Source organism: Kitasatospora viridis (assembly GCF_007829815.1).
In the GTDB taxonomy this organism is placed as follows: domain Bacteria; phylum Actinomycetota; class Actinomycetes; order Streptomycetales; family Streptomycetaceae; genus Kitasatospora; species Kitasatospora viridis.
In genome coordinates, this window is the sequence record NZ_VIWT01000004.1 from 38,453 (window position 1) to 56,203 (window position 17,751).

The window sequence follows — 17,751 nt, forward strand, 5'->3', positions numbered from 1 at the left end:
GCGTCAGCCCCGGGCACCCCTGCTCCCGCCCGCGGGTACGTCGCGGCACGCCGTGGGTTCCCGGGGATCAGGGCACGGCGGAGCGGAACACCGGCTCCGGGCGCAGCCCGGTGCCTCGTTCAGGGTGACGGAGCGGCCCGAACCCCAGGGCGGCCGGCTCGCTCGGAGGGCCGAGCCGCCGCAGGGGTGACCTGCCCGCAGCACCGCGCCGGCCATGGACCGGCCGGGGTGTGCGGGCGCTTCAGGCTGCGAGGGCGAACGGCGGCGGCCCGCGCCGCGACAGGACGTGCGAGAGGCTGACCAGGCGCGGCAGCCGGTCGCGGGTAGGCCGCCGACGCACCGTCGGCACCCGGCCGGGGCCGTGCGGCGCGAGGAGCAGCAGCACCGGCAGGAAGACGGCGGCCAGCACGCGCAGCAGCTCGAAGACCCCGGCGATCGCGGCCTCTCCGCGCCAGAGCACCACCGCGCAGAGCAGCGCGGCCACCAGGTGGGCGGCCAGCATGCCCGGGGAGAGCCCGAGCGGCATCGCCGTCGCGCCGCCCCGCATGCCCGCCATGCCCTGCATTCCGGGCATGGCGGGCATCTGCCCCATGGCTCCGCCTGCTGACGGCGCGTCAGGGTCCAGGCCCGCCATCCGGGCCAGCGCGGCGGGCGTCATGCCGGCCGTGCCTCCCTTTGGCGTGCAGAGCAGGAGGCCCGCCCAGTCCGGTGCGCTCCGGGGTGCCTGCGCGACCGCGGTGCTCTCGAAGAGCAGGTGCAGCGCGCTCTGCGCCGTCACCATCCACAGGGTGACGGCCGGAAGGCCGCGCCGCCGGCCCGCCAGCAGCCAGGTGCCGCCGGCCGTCCCGGCGAACGCCGCCACCAGCGCGGGCGCCGACAGCTCGGCGCCGGACATGCTGAAGTGCGCGGTGGCGGACACCGCCACGCAGAGCGTGGCGAAGACCGCGGCGCGGAGCGTCCGGAGCTGGCAGACCGTCACAGTGCCAACCATCCTCGCACCCGCCGCCACCCACTGTCCCACCGCCTCCACTCTCCGACACCGGCCCACCCGCCCTGCGGGACGCCGGCGCACCGCGTGACGGGCTTTCAGGCGGAACAAACGCGAACGGCCAATAAGTAACGCAGTGTTAACCACGATCCCCCATGGGCAAACACGGCCGACATCCGGTGCACTCGGGTGATCGGATCGTCCGCCCACTCACCACGGCGGCGGAGCAGGGATCTTGGCGGCGCTACCCGCTGTGAAGTGGGTGAACGCTGGGAGTTCACTGGGTCCGCCGCACCTGTCTAGACCTGCTTTCCCAGTGAAAGCGGATAAAGCTCCCCCGTTCGAGGCCATTGCCCGGGCGATTGCCGGAGAAACGTTCAGCCTTTGCCCGTTGGCTGGCTGCTGGTAATCAGCTCGCCGAACCGGTTGCGAAGGTCCGGCATATGCGCGCACCGCCGCGGACGCCGGGCGCCGGCGTCGTCGCCACTGGTGGGGCGGGGTGGACGGCCCGGCGCAGCGGGGCCCCGGCGGCCTCTGCGGGCGCTTCGCGGCGGGGAGCTGACAGGGCCCTGGCGAGTGCGCAGCGTGAACGGACTACCCCCGCTGACCTGCCGTCAATCCATGGCCGGACCAATCAACCACGGGCGCGTTCAGGAACGCACTGGGGGCGCGTGATTAGCACTCTGCGCCCCCTTGACCTTCCATTCACGCCGACTCGCACCGTTCGGTCGCCGTTCCTCTCCCGGCGCCCGTCGACCACCCGAACGGAGGCTTTCCGAGCAGCTCCGTTGACCTGCGGCGGGGTTCGCGCCTGACGGTCTGTCAGCCGGCGTTAAGACTTCTCAGCTATTCATCGGGCTTCACAAAAAAGCCCAGGTCCGAACGGACTGCCGCTTAAAATCGGACGCGGAAACCGGATTATGCTTCACAACTCGTCACGCCTCTGGCTAGTGTGTTCGTCACACACAGCAACGCGCTGGCACACAGCCATCCATTGCCTGAGGGGGAACATGGCCGTCTCCGGTGCCGCTCGCGCGGCCCGAAGAACCAGCCCTGCTCGATCGGTTCGGGGGAACCGGTAGACGCTTCGGCGTAGCCCAGGGGCACGGCGGCGGTCTGCGGCCGGACATCGATCCGGCGGCCCGACCCGCGGCCGAGCTGCCTTCCGAGCCGGCTCTCGCACCGATTTTCCGCACGTTTCTCCACCCGCACGTATTCCACCCGGACGTCGCTGCACACCGGCGTCCCCGCACACCGACATCCCTGCACCTCGACGTCGCTGCACACCGACGTCATCGTCCGGGCGGGCGGCCGTGCCCACTCGGCGCCGGGGTTTGCCGACCCCTGCGACGCGGCGGTGAGAATCCGCCGGCGAGCCCGGCCGCCCTTCACTGTGCTCACAGCACCCCTGCGGATCCCAGCCGTCGCGGCACAACTGCGCGCCGGTGCCGAAGGGTTACGTCAACCGCGCTGCCAGGCGCGGCCCACCCCGACCCCACGCGCTCTCGTGGGGCCGGACCATCCAGCGTTGATCTCCGCATGCCACAGGGAGCTCACATGAACACACTGTCCATCGTCATACCCGCGCTCAACGAGGCCGAAAACCTGCCCTCCGTGCTGGCGTCCATCCCGTTCGCCGAACTGAAGGACGAGGGCTGGCAGACCGAGGTGGTGGTCGTCGACAACGGCTCCACCGACGGCACCGGCGAGGTAGCCCGCACACTGGGCGCCCGGGTGGTCCACCAACCCGCGCGCGGCTACGGCAACGCCTACCGGGCCGGCTTCGAGGCCGCCACCGGCGACGTCATCGCCACCGGTGACGCCGACCGCACCTATCCGTTCGACGCCTTACCACGACTGCTGCGCACCTTGGTCTCGCACGACGTCGAGTTCATGACGACCAATCGGCTGGTCGACGGCAACAGCGAGGCGATGAAGACCTCGCACTCGCTGGCCAACTACCTGCTCAGCGCGATCAGCCGCACGCTGTTCCGCAACGACCTGCGGGACTCGCAGTCCGGCATGTGGGTGTTCCGCCGCTACGTGTGGCAGCGCCTCGACGTCCGCTCCACCGGGATGGCCTTCTCCCAGGAGATCAAGAACGCGGCCACCAGGGCCGGTTACCGGTACCTGGAGATTCCGATCGAGTACCGCAAGCGCGGCGGCCAGGTGAAGCTGAACGCCTTCCGGGACGGCACCGAGAACCTGCGCCAGCTCTTCGAGCACAACTTCCGCCGCACCCATCCGGTGCGCCGCCCGGTGCTGTCCAACCCCGCCCGGGAGTACGACCCCGCATGACCGAACTCCTGGGAGAAACCCAGGTCCGGGAACCGGCGCCGGCCCGCTCCCGCCACCGGGCGGACCGGCGCCGGGGCCGGGACCCCGGCGCCCGCCGCCCCGGCCGGCGGCGGGTCGGCGCCGGGCTGGCCGCACTGCTGGCGGCGGCGGTCGCCCTGCCGCTGCTCTGGGCGCAGCCGGCCGTGCGCCTGGCGGTCCGTCAGACGTTCACCGAAATCCCGGCCGACTACGACGAGTTGTACTTCACCCAGCTGCCGACCACGGCCGGCGGCCAGGTGGTGGTGCCGCTCACCGTGGTGCAGCACGGCACGCCCGGGCCGGGCCTGCGGTTGCAGGTCTCGCTCACCGCCCCGAGCGGGACCGTCCTCGGCACCACCACCGTCACCCTCGCACCCGAGCCGGACACGCCGGTGGGCACCACCGTCCGCCTGCCGCTGACCGAGCCGGACGCGGAGGTCCGGGTGGCACTGCTGGGTCACGACCAGACCCTGCACTACCGCCTCCAGGCCACCGCCTCCCCCGACCCCAAGGCATCGACACCATGAACGCCACCACCGGCACCACCGGTTCGACCGCTTCGACCACTTCGACCGACCGGCCGCGCGTCACCGTGACCACCAGCTGGGACGACGGCCACGTCCTCGACCCCAGACTGGCGGCGCTGCTGGACCGCCACCGGATTCCCGGCACCTTCTACATCGCCCCGCGGAACCTGGAGTTGAGCCCGGCCGAACGCCTGCCGGCCGTCGGCATCAGGGAGTTGGCCGAGCGCTTCGAGATCGGCGGGCACACGCTGACCCACCAGCGCCTCCCCCGGCTGACCGACGCCGCCGCGGCCGCGGAGATCCGCAGCGGCCGGGCGGAGTTGGAGGCGATCACCGGGCGGCCGGTGACCAGCTTCTGCTACCCGCGCGGTGAGTACACCGCCCGCCAGGTGCACCTGGTCGAGCAGGCCGGCTTCACCCTGGCCCGCACGGTGCGGCGCGGCAGCCTGACCCCCGGCCGGGCGCTGGAGCTGGACACCACGGTGAACGCCTACGCGCACCGGGTGGACGGGCCGCTGGCGCTGCGGCTGGCCGCCGGGCGGCCGTGGCGCGCGGCCCGGCTCTTCCTGTCCTGGGACGAGCTGGCCATCCACTGGTTCGACCGCTGCCTGCGCGAGGGCGGCGTCTACCACCTGTGGGGGCACAGCTGGGAGGTCGACGCCCGGGGCGACTGGTCCCGGCTGGAGCGGGTGCTGGCGCACATCGCGGGCCACCCGCAGGTGGCCTACCGCACCAACGGCGAGCTGCTCGGACTGGCGGCCTGATGCCCACCATCCTGCAGATCACGCCCTACTACCCGCCGCACCTGGGCGGCCTGGAGCGGGTGGTGGAGAACCTCGCGGCGGGCCTCGGCGACCGGCACGAGGTGCGGGTGCTGACCACCACGATCGGCTCCGAAGGCGCGCCGCGCCGCAGCACCCAGGGCGCCGTGACGGTGCACCGGCACCGGTCGGTGGAGCTGGCCCACACCCCGGTGGTCCCCGGCCTGCCGCTGGCGCTGCTGCGCAGCCGGCGCGACAGCGTGCTGCACCTGCACTCCGCGCACGCGCTGCTGCCCGAACTGGTCGCGCTCACCGCCCGGTTGCGGCGCCAGCCGTTCGTGCTCCACTTCCACCTGGACGTGGACGCCTCCGGCCGGCTCGGCCGGCTGCTGCCCGCCTACAAGAAGCACGTCTTCGGCCCGGTGCTGCGGGCGGCGGCGGCCGTGATCGTGCTGACGCCCCGTCAGGCCGAGTTCGTCCGGACCACCTACCGGGTGCCGGGCGCGCGGATCCACGTGGTGCCCAACGGCGTGGACCAGGACTACTTCATGCCCGCGCGCGAGCCCCGGGACCGGCCGCTGGAGCTGCTCTACGTGGGGCGGCTGAGCCCGCAGAAGAACGTCGGGCGGCTGCTGGACGCACTCGGGCTGATCCGCCGGCCGATCCGGCTGCGGATCGTCGGCGACGGCGAGCTGCGCGGCAAGCTGGAACGCCAGGCTCGCGAACTCGCCCTGGACAAGGTCGAGTTCGCCGGGGCCAAGCTGGGCCCCGAGCTGCTGCGCGCCTACGCCGAGGCCGACGCCTTCGTGCTGCCCTCGGACAAGGAGGGCATGCCGCTGGTGGCGCTGGAGGCGATGGCCGCCGGCCTGCCGGTGATCGCCACCGACGTCCCCGGGAACCGGGAACTGCTGGACGGCATCGGCCTGTTGGCCGAACCGGAGCCCGCCGCGCTGGCGGCCGCCATCGAACGGGTGGCGGCCGACCCGGGGCTGCGCCGCCGGCTCGCCGAGCGGAGCACCGCGGCCGCGCCCGCGTTCGCCTGGGACGCGGTGGTCCGCCGGGTGGAGCGCGTCTACGCGGAGGTGCTCGGATGACCACCACCGCCACCGGATCGCGGGAGGGCGGCCGATGAGGCGCCCGGTCGCCCCGCTGCGGCGCACCGGTGCCGCCATCGCCGGGCGCAGCCGGGCGCGCCGGCTGCTGCTGGTCGGCACCGCGCTGGCCGCCGCCGCGGACCTGGTGCCCGGCGTGCCGACCCCGCTGCTGGTGCCGCTCGGCTGCTGGCTGCTGCTCGGCGCGCCCTGGCTGCTCTGGTACCGCTACGGCGCCGCCTTCGTCAGCACCAGGGACGGCCGGGCGCTGGTCGCCGTCGGGCTGGCGCTCGGCGGCGACCTGGTCACCGAGCTGCTGCTGAACACCGTGCTGCCGCCGCTCGGCGACGACCACCCGCTGCGCCGGGGCCCGTTGGCGCTGTCGGCGGCGCTGGCGGTGCTCCTGCTGGCCTGGGCGCTCCCGACTCCCCAGCCGGATCCGACGCCTGAGCCCGCCCGGGCCCGCCACCGGGTGTCTGGGCTGCGCCGGGTGTCTGGGCTGCGCCGGGTGCCGGGGCTGCGCCCGGTGCTGCTGCTCGGCACCGGCTGCCTGGTGCTCAGCGTGGGCGGCGCAATCCGGCTGAACAACGGCCTGGGCCCCACGATGGCGCTGCTGGCCCTGGCCGCGATGGCGCTGCTCTTCGTCCAACTGGTGCGCGGGCGCCGCCGCTACCCGGAGGAGGTGCTCTGCCTGGGCCTGTTCCTGCTGGCCGCCGCCCTGCTGCTGCTCACCTCGCTGCGCGGCTGGTTCATCACCGGCCACGACATCCAACGCGAGTACGAGGTCTTCGAGTTGGCGGCCGGTGCGGACCGCTGGCAGATCGCGGCCTTCCGCGACCCGTACAACGCCTGCCTGAGCATCACCCTGCTGCCCACCGCGTTCGTCCGGCTGACCGGGATCGGCGGCCTGTACGTGTTCAAGGCCGTCTTCCCGCTGCTCTTCGCGCTCAGCGCGCCGCTGGTGTACCGCTCGGTGCGCAACCTGGCGCAGCGGATGGTGGCGCTGCTGTCGGCGCTGTACTTCGTGGCCTTCCCCACCTTCTTCACCGACATGACCTTCCTGGCCCGCCAGGAGATCGCCTTCGTGCTGCTGGGCGCAGCACTGGTGGTGCTCACCGACCAGGGTCGGCCGCTGCGCCGGCGCCGACTGGTGTTCACCGGCCTGCTGGGCGGCGTGGTGCTCTCGCACTACTCGACCACCTTCGTGGTGGTGCTGGTGCTGGCCATCGCGCTGCTCACCGACCACGGCTGGCGGCTGCTGTCCCGCCTCCTGGCCCGGCGCCGGGGCCGGGCGCGCCCGACCGCCACCGGGTTCGTGACCTGGTGGATCGTACTCGTCACGGCGGTGGCCGCGATGCTCTGGACCGGGCCGCTGACCGGCACCGGCGGCCAACTGCGCAGCACGGTCAGCGCGACCGTGCAGGACGCGGTGGACCCGGCGCAGGCACAGGCCGGCTCCTCGGACACCTCCTACAGCCTGCTCGGCGGACAGGCCGTCACCCCGCAGCAGCGGCTGGCCCAGTACCAGGCGGACACCCTGCAACTGACCGCCGGGAGCCGGGCGAACGGTGACTACCTGTCGGCCCGGCAGGTCGCCGCCTACCCGGTGCGGGCGGTGGCCGAGCCGGACCTGCCGCTCACCGCGCTGGGGCGCGCGCTGCAACGCACCGGCCTGGACGTGTCCGGCGCCAACAAGCTGGTCCGCCAGTGGGCCGCCGACCTGCTCCAACTCCTGCTGCTGGTCGGGCTCGCGGTCTGCCTGTGGGCGAAGCGGCGGCGGGCCTTCCGCCCGGCCCGCGACCAGGTCACGCTGTCCGTCGCGATGGTGGCGGTGATCGGGCTGTTGACCGTGCTGCCGCAGCTGTCGGTGGACTACGGCGTGCTGCGCGCCTTCCAGCAGGGGCTGTTCTTCTTCGCGCCGTTCATCGCGGCCGGCTCGCTCTGGCTGTTCCGCTGGGCCCGGCGGTGGGCGCTGCCGCTGTCCGGGGCGCTCGCGGTGGCGTTCTTCCTGGACCTGACCGGGGCCGTGCCGCAGTTGATCGGCGGCTACCCGCCGCAGCTGAACCTCAACAACGCGGGCCAGTACTACGACATCTACTACGTGCAGCCGCAGGAGCGCACCGCGATCGCCTGGCTGGAGCAGCGCACCGCCGACGACCAGGGGCAGGACGTCCAGTCCGAGGTGCAGACCGACCGCTACACCTTCAGCCGCTTGCAGACGCTGATCCACGGCCGGGCGCTGGACGACATCTACCCGACGCTGATCGGCACCGACTCCTACGTCTTCCTCGGCACCACCACGGTGACCAAGGACGAGGCGACCACCTTCTACCGGGGCGATCTGGTGACCTACCGCTACCCGACGGCCCTGCTCGACGCCACCAAGAACGAGATCTACAGCAGCGACGGAGCGGAGATCTTCCGGTGACCCAGGCAATCGAGGCGACCGAAGGGGTCGGGGGGACCACCGGGTCCCGGCCGCCCGGGCGGGTGCTGCTGGTCAGCCACTACTACCCGCCGCACGTGGGCGGGATCGAGAACGTGGTGCACCAGGAGGCGGCGCAACTCACCGGCCGGGGCGGCTCGGTGACGGTGCTCACCACCGGCGGGCGGCGCGCCGCCGCCGACCTGGAGGCGGGGGTGCGGGTGCTGCGCTGCGCCGCCTGGAACGGGATCGAGCGGCGCACCGGCGTGCCGTTCCCGGTGCCCTCGCCGCGGCTGCTGGTCGACGCGGTGCGCGAGGCCCGCCGAGCAGAGGTGATCCACCTGCACGACTGCCTCTACCCGACCTCCTGGGCCGCCTGGGCCGCCTCGGTGCTCACCCGCACCCCGCTGGTGCTGACCCAGCACGTCGCCCTGGTGGCCCACCCCTCGCCCCTGGTGCGGGGCGTGCAGCGGGCGGTGTACGCGGTGTTCGGGCGGGCGCTGCTGCGCCGGGCCCGCCGGGTGCTGGTGCTCAACGACACGGTGCGCGCCTTCACCCGGGCGCACGGCGCCCGCCCGCAGGCCGTGCGGCAGTTGGCCAACGGGGTGGACACGGCACGGTTCCGCCCGGCCGAATCGGCCGAGGAGGTCGCCCGGCTGCGGGACCGCTACGGCCTGCCGGCGGACCGGGTGCTGGTGCTGTTCGTCGGCCGACTGGTGCCGAAGAAGGGCTACGAGCTGCTGCGCAAGGCCGCCGACCCGGCCTACGACCTGGTCTTCGTCGGCACCGGTGCGGCGGCCGACGGCCAGGACGCCGCCGAGGGCGCACACCACCTCGGCGCGCTGACGCCCGATCAGGTCGCCGAGGTCTACCGCGCCTGCGACGTCTTCGCGCTGCCCTCCACCGCCGAGGGCTTCCCGCTCACCGTGCAGGAGGCGATGGCCGCCGGGCTGCCAGTGGTCACCACCGACGACCCGGGCTACACGCCCTACGCCCTGGACCGGGAGGCGGTCAGCCTGCTGCCGCGCGACGCCGGGCGGCTGCGGGCCGAGCTGGTGGCGCTGGCCGCCGACCCGCCCCGGCGGCGGCGGATGGGCCGCTGGTCGCGGAGCTACGCGGAGCGCAGCTTCGGCTGGCCCGAGCACGTGCGCGCGCTGCTCGGCCACTACGCGGCGGCGGGCGCGGGCGGCGCCGGGCGGGCCGCCGGCGGGACGGGGGCGGGATGAGGACGCCCGCCCGGCCGCGTGCCCTGGCGCCCGTGCCGACACCCGCCCCGGCGCCCCGTGCCCGCCGGCCGTTCGGCGACCCGCGCGGACCACTGCTCGATGTCGCGCTGGTGCACGGCCTGCTCGGCTGGCTCTACGTCGCCGCGTGGGCCGCCACCCGGCCCGGCACGCTCTCCGGTGAGCTCAGCTCCTGGCTGCCGCTGCGGCGGGACACCTTCGGGGCGCTGTGCTTCGCCCTGTCGGCCGCCGCGCACCTGGTCCGCGGGCTGCGCCCGGCCGGTCCGCCGTGGCGCGACCGGACGCGACCGGGGCCGGGGCAGCCGGGCGACCGGGTGGCGGCCGTGCTGCGCACCCTGGTCGGCTACCCGCTGCTGGTCTGGGCCTACCTGTGCGTCAACTCGCTGACGCACCCGCAGACGATCGACCGTCAGCTGACGCACTTCGCCCCCGTCCCGACCGAGGGCACCACGGCCGTCGCCTGCTTCGCGCTCTCCGCCGCCGCGCTGCTTGCCCTACGGCTGCGCGCAGGCGAGCCCGGGAACGGAGCCACGCCGTGACGCCCCCCGCCGCGACGAGCGCCGGCCCGGCGGTCGCCCGCATCGGCGGCCGCGACCAGCTGGCCCGCAGCTCCGTGTACCTGATGAGCGCCACGGTCAGCACCGCGGGCCTGGGCTTCCTGTTCTGGGTGGCGGCCGCCCGCCTCTACTCGCCGAGCCAGGTCGGCACGGCCACCTCGCTCACCAACGCGGTCTCGCTGATCGCCTACTTCAGCCTGTGCGGGCTGAACAGCACCCTGGTCCGGTTCCCGGCCGCCCCCGAGCGGCGGGACGCGCAGATCAACCGCGCGCTGCTGCTGGTCTTCGGCGTCGGCTGCCTGCTCGGCACGGGGTACCTGCTCGGCCTGCCGCTGTACGCCGCCCGGCTGCTCCCGGTGCGGGCCGATCCGGTGCAGGCGGTGCTGATCGTGCTGTTCTGCGCGCTGTCGGCCGTCAACCTGCTCACCGACGCGGTGTTCATCGGCGCCCGGCTGGCCCAGTACAACACCCTGGTCGACGGGGTGATCCAGGGGCTGACCAAGCTGGGGCTGCCGTTCCTGCTCACCGGTCTGGGCGCGTTCGGGCTGGTCGCGGCGACCGGCGGCGGCTACGCGGTGGCGGTGCTGGCCTCGCTGTGGTTCCTGCGCCGCCGGATCGGCCTGCGCCCGAGGGTGCTGGGCGGCGGCGCCACCGGGCTGCGCGAACAGCTGGGGTTCTCGGCCGGCAGCTACCTGTCCAGCCTGCTGAACCTGGTGCCGCTGCTGGTGCTGCCGCTGATCGTGCTGCAACGCCTGGGCACGGCGGCGGCCGCCTACTACTTCGTGGCGTTCCAGATCGCCAACCTGGCCAACGCGGTCTCGTTCGCGGTCTGCGAGTCGATGTTCGCCGAGGTCTCCGCCGACGAGTCGCGCCTGGTGCCCGTGCTGCGCCGCTCGGCCCGGCTGCTGGCGGTGCTGCAACTGCCGGCCGCGGTGGTGCTGGCCGCCGGCAGCGGGCTGCTGCTGCGGCTGTTCGGCGGCGCCTACCCGGCCCGGGCCCAGGGGCTGCTGGTGGTGCTGGCGGTGGGCACCGTCGCGGTGGCCCTGAACACGCTCACCAGCTTCGCGCTCAAACTGGTGCGCCGGATGGCGCCGTTGGTGTGGAGCAACGTCGTCTACGCCGTGGTGACCACCGGGCTGGCCGCCGCCTGGGCCGATCGCGGCCTGGTCTGGTTCGGCTACGCCTGGGGCCTGGGCAACCTGGCCTCCGGGCTGGTCGCCGCGCTGGCCCTTCTCCGCACCCGGCTGCCTGCCGTCCACCCGTCCCCGCCCGTCCCACCGGCCCCCGAACGGAATCCGCAACGATGAAGGTACTGGTCGTCAACGCCTACGTCCGCGAGAACGCGGGCGACGCCGCCCTGCTGGCGGTCTGTCTGCGCCAGGTGCGCGCCGCCTTCCCCGCGGCCCGGATCACCGTGGCCGGGATGGAGGACCGGGCGGTGCACCCGGCCTTCGACGGCGCCGCCAACATCGGCTCCATCCGCCGCTACGTGGCCGACGCCGGGGTCGGCACCGCCCGCCGGGTGCTCCGCAAGGCGGTCGGGTTCCTCGCCGCGCCGCTGCTGCTGGCGCCGCGCCCGCTGGCCCGGCTGCTGCGCCCGCTGCTGCCGGCCGAGGTGCGCCGCGAGGCGGACGCGGTGGCGGGGGCCGACCTGGTCGTGTCGATGGGCGGCGGCTACTTCAACGCCCGCCCCGGGCTGGACGGTTACCAGAACGTCTTCTACGTGGTGCTGCCGCTGCTGCTGGCCCAGCGGCGGGGCGTGCCGGTGGTGCTCGCCCCGCAGTCCTTCGGCCCGTTCCCGGCCCCGGCCCAACGCCGCCTCGCCGCCCACGTGGTGCGCCGCTCCGCGCTGGCGCTGGCCCGGGAGGACGTGAGCGTGGAGATCCTGGCCCGCTGCGGGGTGCGCGGCGCGCCGGTGCGCCGGGCGGTGGACTCCGGCTTCGCCTTCGCGCCGCCGCCGCGGCTCGACTGGCGGGCCAGGCTGGGTGTCGGGCCGGAGGTTCCGCTGGTCGGGGTGACGGCCCGTCAGTGGCTGACGGCCGACCAGCAGAACGCCTACGAGCGGGCGTTGGCTGCCACGATCGACGCGGTGCGGGCCACCGGCGCCCAAGTGGTGCTGATCCCCCAGGTCACCACCGACTACCTGGGCGACGACGACCGGATCGTGGAACGCCGGATCGCGGCGCACTGCGCCACCCCGCCGCTGCGGGTGGACGAGCAGGTCGACTTCCGCGAGCTCAAGGGTCTGTACGCCGAGTGCGCCTACGTGCTGGGCACCCGCTTCCACTCGGTGATCTTCGCGCTGACCAGCGGGGTGCCGTGCATCGCGATCGAGTACGAGCACAAGACCCGGGGGATCATGCGGGACCTGGGGCTGGAGTCCTGGGTGCTGCCGATCGCCGACGCCTCGGCCGAGAGCCTGGGCGCGCTGGTGGACCGACTGCGGACGGAACGCGCCCAGTACCTGCGGGTGTTGGCCGAGCGACTGCCCGACTACGTGGCCCGCGCCGAGGAGTTGCCGCAGCTGCTGCGCGCGGCCACCGGGCGCCAGCGGGCCGGGGTGGCCGGATGACCGGGCGCACCGTGCTGCTCGCCACCCCCTACTTCCCGCCCGACACCGGCGGCGTCGAGCAGTACACCTGGGAGCTGGCCCGGCAGTTGCGGGCCCGCCACGGCTACCGGGTGGTGGTGGCCGCGACCGTGGGCGACCGCGGCTGCGGCGCCGGCCGGTACCACGGGCAGGACGGCCTGGTGGTGCACCGGCTGCCCGCCCCGCTGCGGATCTCCCGCACCCGGCTGGGCACCGGCTGGCGCGCCGCGCTGCGCACGCTGATCCGCGAGGAGCGGGTGGACCTGGTGAACGCGCACGCGCCCGTGCCGCTGTTCGCCGACGCCGCCGCCCGGGCCTGCGGGCCGCTGCCGTTCGTGCTGACCTACCACACCGGGCGGATGCGCAAGGCCGATCCGCTGGGCAGCGCCGTCTGCTCGCTCTACGAGCGCACCCTGCTGGCCGGCACCGTGCGCCGGGCCGGCGAGCTGATCTGCTCCTCCGACCACGTCCGGGCCGACCTGGCCCGGCTGTTCGCCGGCCGGGCCGTCACCGTCTCGCCCGGGGTGGACCTGGCGCGCTTCACCGCGAGTCCGGTGCCGGGCGAGCCGCGGATCCTGTTCGCCGGCTCGCTGGAGCGGGCCACCTCCTACAAGGGGCTGGCCGATCTGCTGCGGGTGCTGCCCGAGTTGGCGGTGCGGGTGCCGGGCGTGAGCCTGGAGGTGGTGGGCAACGGCTCGGCCGCGGCCGGTTACCAGCGCCAGGCGCACCGGCTGGGGATCGGCCATCTGGTGCGGTTCACCGGCCGGTTGGGCGGGAGCGAGCTGGCCGCCGCCTACCGCCGGGCCCGGGTGCTGGCGCTGCCCACCCACTACGACAGCTTCCCGAGCGTGCTGGTGGAGGCGATGGCCAGCGGGCGCCCGGTGGTCAGCACCCGGGTCGGCGGGATCCCCTCGCTGGTGACCGAGGACGGCGACGGCCTGCTCACCGACCCCGGCGACCTGCCCGCCCTGGCCTCGGCGCTGACCGCCGTGCTGACCGACGACGCGCTGGCCCGGCGGCTCGGCGCCGCCGGCCGGCGCCGCACGGCTGCCGAACTCTCCTGGGAGCGGCAGGCCGACCGGACGACGGAGGTGTTCGAGCGGGCGCTGGCCGGCCGGCGCCGGCGCGGGGTGGCGGTGGTCGCGCCCTACTTCCGGCCGAAGATCGGCGGGGTGGAGAACTACGCGGCCCGGATCGCCGGGGCCCTCGGCGCGGACCCCGACTCGCGGCCCGCCGTGATCACCACCAACACCACGGGGCGCCGCACCACGGTCCGGGTCGAGGACGGGGTGCCGGTGGTCCGGCTCGGCACCTGGGTGCGCCTCTCCAACACCCCGCTCAACCCGCTCTGGCTGCTCCAACTCCCCTACTGGCTGCGGCGCCTGGACATCGACGTGGTCAGCGCGCACGCCCCCGTGCCGGGCCTGGCCGATCTGGCGATGGCGCTCGGCGGCGCCCGGCCCGCGGTGCTGACCTACCACGCCGGTTCGATGGCCAAGGGCCGCCCCGGCGTGGACCGGCTGATCGGCGGCTACGAACGGCTGCTGCTGCCACGGCTGTTCGGCCGGGCCGGGGCCCTGGTCGCGGTCTCCCCCGTCTCACTGGCGGCCGGGCACCGCGGCGCGCTGCGGATCCCGCCCGGGGTGGACACCGAGCTCTTCACCCCCGGCCCGCCGGCCGCCGAGCGCCCGCCCACCGTGCTGTACGTGGGGCGGATGGACCTCACCTCGGCCTGGAAGGGCGTCCCGGTGCTGCTGCGCGCCTTCGCGCTGCTGGCCGACCTGCCGCAGGCCCGCCTGCGGTTGGTCGGCGACGGCGACGCCCGGCCCGAACTGCACGCCGAGGCAGCCCGGTTGGGCCTGGCCGACCGGGTCGAGTTCACCGGCGTGCTGACCGGCCCGGCGCTGGTGGCCGAACTCCAGCGCGCCGCCGTGCTGGTGCTGCCCTCGCTGAGCCCGGCCGAGTCCTTCGGCATGACCCTGATCGAGGCGATGGCCTGCGCCACCCCGGTGGTCGGCTCGCGGGTCGGCGGCATCCCGCACGTGGTGGACGACGGCGCGACCGGCCTGCTGGTGGCGCCCGGTGACGAGCGGGAGCTCGCGGCGGCCTGCCGGCGGCTGCTCACCGACCCGGGCACCGCCGAGCGCCTCGGCGCCGCGGGCCGGCGCCACGTCGTCGAGCACTACGCCTGGCCCGGCCTGACGGACCGTTACCTGGAGCTGTTCCGGGCGCTGTCCCCCGGCTGAGCGGGAGCGAGGCGGTGCGCACGGCGGGCGTCGCGGCCCCGGAGGACTGCGCCGCGCGCAGCTGGGCGATGGCCGTGCGCAGCGCCGCGAGCGCGGGCTTGGCGCTGCCGTCGGCCCGGCGCAGCCCGTACCAGTCCTCGGTGCTGGTGCCCTGGCCGGCGCCGGTCGCGGCGGCGGCGTCCCGGTCGGTGTACCAGACCAGGGCGCCGATGCCGGGGTCGGCGGCGGCGGTGCGCGCGGCGTCGGCGGCGATCTCGGCCTGGCGCTGCTCGGTGACGTGGGTGGTGTCGGGGCCGATGTCGCCCGGGGCGCCGTCGGAGGCCGCGCCCGGGCCGCCGGTGGGCGCGCCTTCCTCGGTGAGCCAGATCGGCAGCCCGGGCGTGCCGTCGCGCTCCAGCACGCTGCGCAGGCTCTCCTTGGTGCGGTCGATCTGCTCCCAGGCGGTGCCGAACGAGGTGGTGGCGCTGGGCAGGTAGGGATAGCTATAGGGGTGGTAGCCGATCGCGTCGACCGCCCGGGTGGCGCCCTGCCGGGCGACCCGGTCCAGGAAGACGGTCGGCGCCAGGTCGCCGTGCCCGCTGCCGACCGGGGACAGGCCGCCGAGCACCACGAAGGCGTGCGGGTCGGCGTGGTGCAGGGCGGCGGCGCCCGCCTCGACGGTGGCGGCGTAGCCGGCCGGGTCGGCGGCGGGAGCCCAGAAGGTGGTCAGGTTGGGCTCGTTCCACAGCTCCCAGTCGTGCACTCCGCGCGGCGCGTAGCGGTCGGCGGCGGCCGCGGCGAAGGCGGCGAACCGGGCCGCGTCGTGCGGGCCGCAGGCGGGCACGGTGCAGCCGGCCGAACGGGCCCAGGGCGGCGTGCCGGTGAGCACCGGCAGCACGGTCAGCCCGCGCGCCGCGGCGGCCGCGACCACCCGGTCGAACAGGTACCAGGCGTGGCTGCCGGGCCCGTCGTGCTGGATGTCGTCCCAGGACAGGTCGGCGCGCACCAGCGTGGCGCCGACCTGGACGGCGGTGTCCAGCGCGGCCGCCAGGTCGGCGTCCGACATCCAGACCAGCCGGTCGCCGTAGGCGATCCCGGTGACCGGCCGGGTCGGCGGGAGCGGCGCCGGCGGGACCGCCCGGCGCCGGGTGGCGCCGCCGCAGCCGGCCAGCAGCAGGCTCACCAGGACCACGGCCGCCACGGCCCAGCGCGTCCCCGACCGCCGCCGCCTCGCTCCGCCCACCTGGCCTCCCGTCGCCCAGTCGACCGTACACCGCCGGGCGGCCCGGCCGTTGACAATGCGTCAGGCGTGCGCCCACTCCCGGGCGGCGAGCTGCGCGGCCCACATCCGGGCGTACCGGCCGGCCGGGTCGGCGAGCAGCTCGGCGTGGCTGCCGCGCTGGGTGATCCGGCCGCCGTCGAGCACCAGGATCTGGTCGGCGCCGACCACGGTGGAGAGCCGGTGGGCGATCACCACCACGGTCCGGCCGGCCACCAGGCGGTCCACGGCCTGCTGGACCACCCGCTCCGACTCGGTGTCCAGGGCGGCGGTCGGCTCGTCCAGCAGCACCACGGGGGCGTCCTTGAGCAGGGCCCGGGCGATCGAGATCCGCTGGCGCTCGCCGCCGGACAGCGCGGAGCCGATCTCGCCCACCGGGGTGTCGTAGCCCTGCGGCAGCCGGGCGATGAACTCGTGCGCGTTGGCGGCCCGGGCCGCGTCCTCGATCTCCGCGTCGGTGGCGCCGGAACGGCCGAGGGCGATGTTGGCCCGCACGGTGTCGTCGAACAGGTGGACGTCCTGGAAGACCACCGCGAGGTGGCGCAGCACCTGGTCGGGCTCCAGGGTGCGCAGGTCGGTGCCGCCGAGCCGGACGGTGCCGTGCTGCGGGTCGGCGTAGCGCCCGATCAGCTTGGTGACGGTGGTCTTGCCGGAGCCGGAGGGGCCGACCAGCGCGGTCAGCGAGCGCTCGGGGACGGTGAACGAGACGCCGCGCAGGGTGGGTTCGCCCTGGCCCTGGTAGGCGAAGGAGACCTCCTCGAAGGTGATGGCGGAGCCGGCGGGCGCCGAGCCGCCGGGCTCGACCGGCAGCGGCGGCACCGCCAGCACCTCGTCGATCCGGTGCAGGGCGGCCTCGGCCTGCTCGAACAGCTTGGTCATCACGGTGGCCAGGCCCAGCGGTTCGGCGAACCGGGCGGCGGCGACCACCACGGCGGCCAGCACGGCGGGCGATAGGTGCGCGCCGAGCGACAGGTCGGCGCCGACCGCAACCAGCGCCACCAGGGCGATCTGGACCACCAGTTGGGTCCCGGCGACGGGCAGCGCGGCCGAGCGGTTGGCGGTCAGCTGGGCCTGGTGCTGGCGGGCCAGCACCGGGCCCAGCCGCGGGGAGCCGGCCCCGGCCTGCCCGGTGGCCTTGAGCACGGGCAGGCCCTGGACGTACTCGACGATCCGGTCGGACAGCTCGGCGTCGGCCGAGTCCACCTGGTGGAAGCCGGAGTTGGCGCGCCGTTGGACCCGGCGCACCAGCGGCAGCGCGGCCGGCACTGCGGCGGCCAGCACCAGGCCGAGCCGCCAGTCGACGGCCAGCACCACCGCGCCGAGCACCAGCGGGACGGTGACCAGCTGGACGAAGAGGGTGCCGAGCGAGGAGATCGCGCCAGCCGCCGTGGTGGTGTTGCCGCCGACCACGGAGGTGAGGTCGCCGGCGGCCCGCCGGGACAGCTCCTGCTGGGGCATGGCCCGCAGCTGGGCGCCGAGCCGCAGCCGGGTGGCCCTGGTGACCAGGTGCCAGTAGTCGTAGGTGAAGGCCGTCTCACGCACCCTCAGCAGCGCCTCGACGCCGGTGAGCGCGGCCAGCAGGGCCACCCACAGCCAGGCCCGCTCGGCGCGGATCTGACGGCGGGTCAGCTCGGCGAGCAGCGGCACGAAGACGGCGTAGGCGGCGGCCTGGGCCAGCGAGGCGGCGGCGGACAGCCGCAGGGTGCGGCGGAACTGCGGCGCGTACGGGCCGGCGGCGGTGAGCATCA

The 17,751-nt window shown here is 74.9% G+C and carries 12 protein-coding genes and 1 pseudogene; 10 read left to right on the forward strand and 3 right to left on the reverse strand.

Translation table 11 applies throughout. The annotated features are described in order from the left end of the window. Positions 1-241 precede the first annotated feature (241 nt). Positions 242-991 carry a hypothetical protein gene (locus tag FHX73_RS33975; RefSeq protein ID WP_145909848.1) on the reverse strand — a complete coding sequence of 250 codons (750 nt, stop codon included), beginning with the start codon at positions 989-991 and terminating at the stop codon, positions 242-244. Between the two features lie 1,554 nt (positions 992-2,545). Between FHX73_RS33975 and FHX73_RS33980 the strand changes: the two genes are divergently transcribed. From FHX73_RS33980 to FHX73_RS34025, 10 genes are read left to right on the forward strand one after another with little or no spacing between them, the layout of a single operon-like run. Further along, on the forward strand, positions 2,546-3,286 hold the full coding sequence (locus tag FHX73_RS33980; protein ID WP_145909849.1) for a glycosyltransferase family 2 protein: 741 nt from the start codon (positions 2,546-2,548) through the stop codon (positions 3,284-3,286). Continuing rightward, positions 3,283-3,831 (forward strand): hypothetical protein, encoded by a 549-nt coding sequence (locus tag FHX73_RS33985; RefSeq protein ID WP_145909850.1) that lies wholly within the window; start codon positions 3,283-3,285, stop codon positions 3,829-3,831. The genes FHX73_RS33980 and FHX73_RS33985 overlap by 4 nt, the downstream gene beginning before the upstream one ends. Continuing rightward, a complete protein-coding gene (locus FHX73_RS33990; RefSeq protein ID WP_145909851.1) occupies positions 3,828-4,595 on the forward strand; it encodes a polysaccharide deacetylase family protein in 768 nt (255 codons plus the stop codon). The genes FHX73_RS33985 and FHX73_RS33990 overlap by 4 nt, the downstream gene beginning before the upstream one ends. Continuing rightward, positions 4,595-5,686: a glycosyltransferase family 4 protein gene (locus FHX73_RS33995; RefSeq protein WP_145909852.1), complete on the forward strand. Its 1,092-nt coding sequence runs from the start codon at positions 4,595-4,597 to the stop codon at positions 5,684-5,686. The genes FHX73_RS33990 and FHX73_RS33995 overlap by 1 nt, the downstream gene beginning before the upstream one ends. Before the next feature lie 34 nt (positions 5,687-5,720). Then, a complete protein-coding gene (locus FHX73_RS34000; protein ID WP_145909853.1) occupies positions 5,721-8,111 on the forward strand; it encodes a DUF2206 domain-containing protein in 2,391 nt (796 codons plus the stop codon). Continuing rightward, positions 8,108-9,334: a glycosyltransferase family 4 protein gene (locus FHX73_RS34005; RefSeq protein ID WP_246214062.1), complete on the forward strand. Its 1,227-nt coding sequence runs from the start codon at positions 8,108-8,110 to the stop codon at positions 9,332-9,334. The genes FHX73_RS34000 and FHX73_RS34005 overlap by 4 nt, the downstream gene beginning before the upstream one ends. Positions 9,335-9,366: 32 nt before the next feature. Further along, positions 9,367-9,891 carry a hypothetical protein gene (locus tag FHX73_RS34010; protein WP_145909854.1) on the forward strand — a complete coding sequence of 175 codons (525 nt, stop codon included), beginning with the start codon at positions 9,367-9,369 and terminating at the stop codon, positions 9,889-9,891. Further along, positions 9,888-11,216: a lipopolysaccharide biosynthesis protein gene (locus FHX73_RS34015; RefSeq protein WP_145909855.1), complete on the forward strand. Its 1,329-nt coding sequence runs from the start codon at positions 9,888-9,890 to the stop codon at positions 11,214-11,216. The genes FHX73_RS34010 and FHX73_RS34015 overlap by 4 nt, the downstream gene beginning before the upstream one ends. Next, positions 11,213-12,481, forward strand: a complete 1,269-nt coding sequence (locus FHX73_RS34020; protein ID WP_145909856.1) for a polysaccharide pyruvyl transferase family protein — start codon at positions 11,213-11,215, stop codon at positions 12,479-12,481. Before FHX73_RS34015 ends, FHX73_RS34020 begins: the two co-directional genes overlap by 4 nt. Then, the gene (locus FHX73_RS34025) at positions 12,478-14,745 is read left to right on the forward strand and encodes a glycosyltransferase family 4 protein (protein ID WP_145909857.1); all 2,268 of its coding nucleotides are present in this window, start codon (positions 12,478-12,480) and stop codon (positions 14,743-14,745) included. The genes FHX73_RS34020 and FHX73_RS34025 overlap by 4 nt, the downstream gene beginning before the upstream one ends. A 352-nt stretch (positions 14,746-15,097) precedes the next feature. Here FHX73_RS34025 and FHX73_RS46745 read toward each other — a convergent pair. Then, a pseudogene (locus FHX73_RS46745) lies at positions 15,098-15,790 on the reverse strand (cellulase family glycosylhydrolase); the annotation flags it as partial. Positions 15,791-16,027: 237 nt separating this feature from the next. Next, entirely contained in the window at positions 16,028-17,749 is a 1,722-nt protein-coding gene (locus tag FHX73_RS34035) for an ABC transporter ATP-binding protein (RefSeq protein ID WP_246214063.1), read from the reverse strand. Between the last annotated feature and the right edge of the window lie 2 nt (positions 17,750-17,751).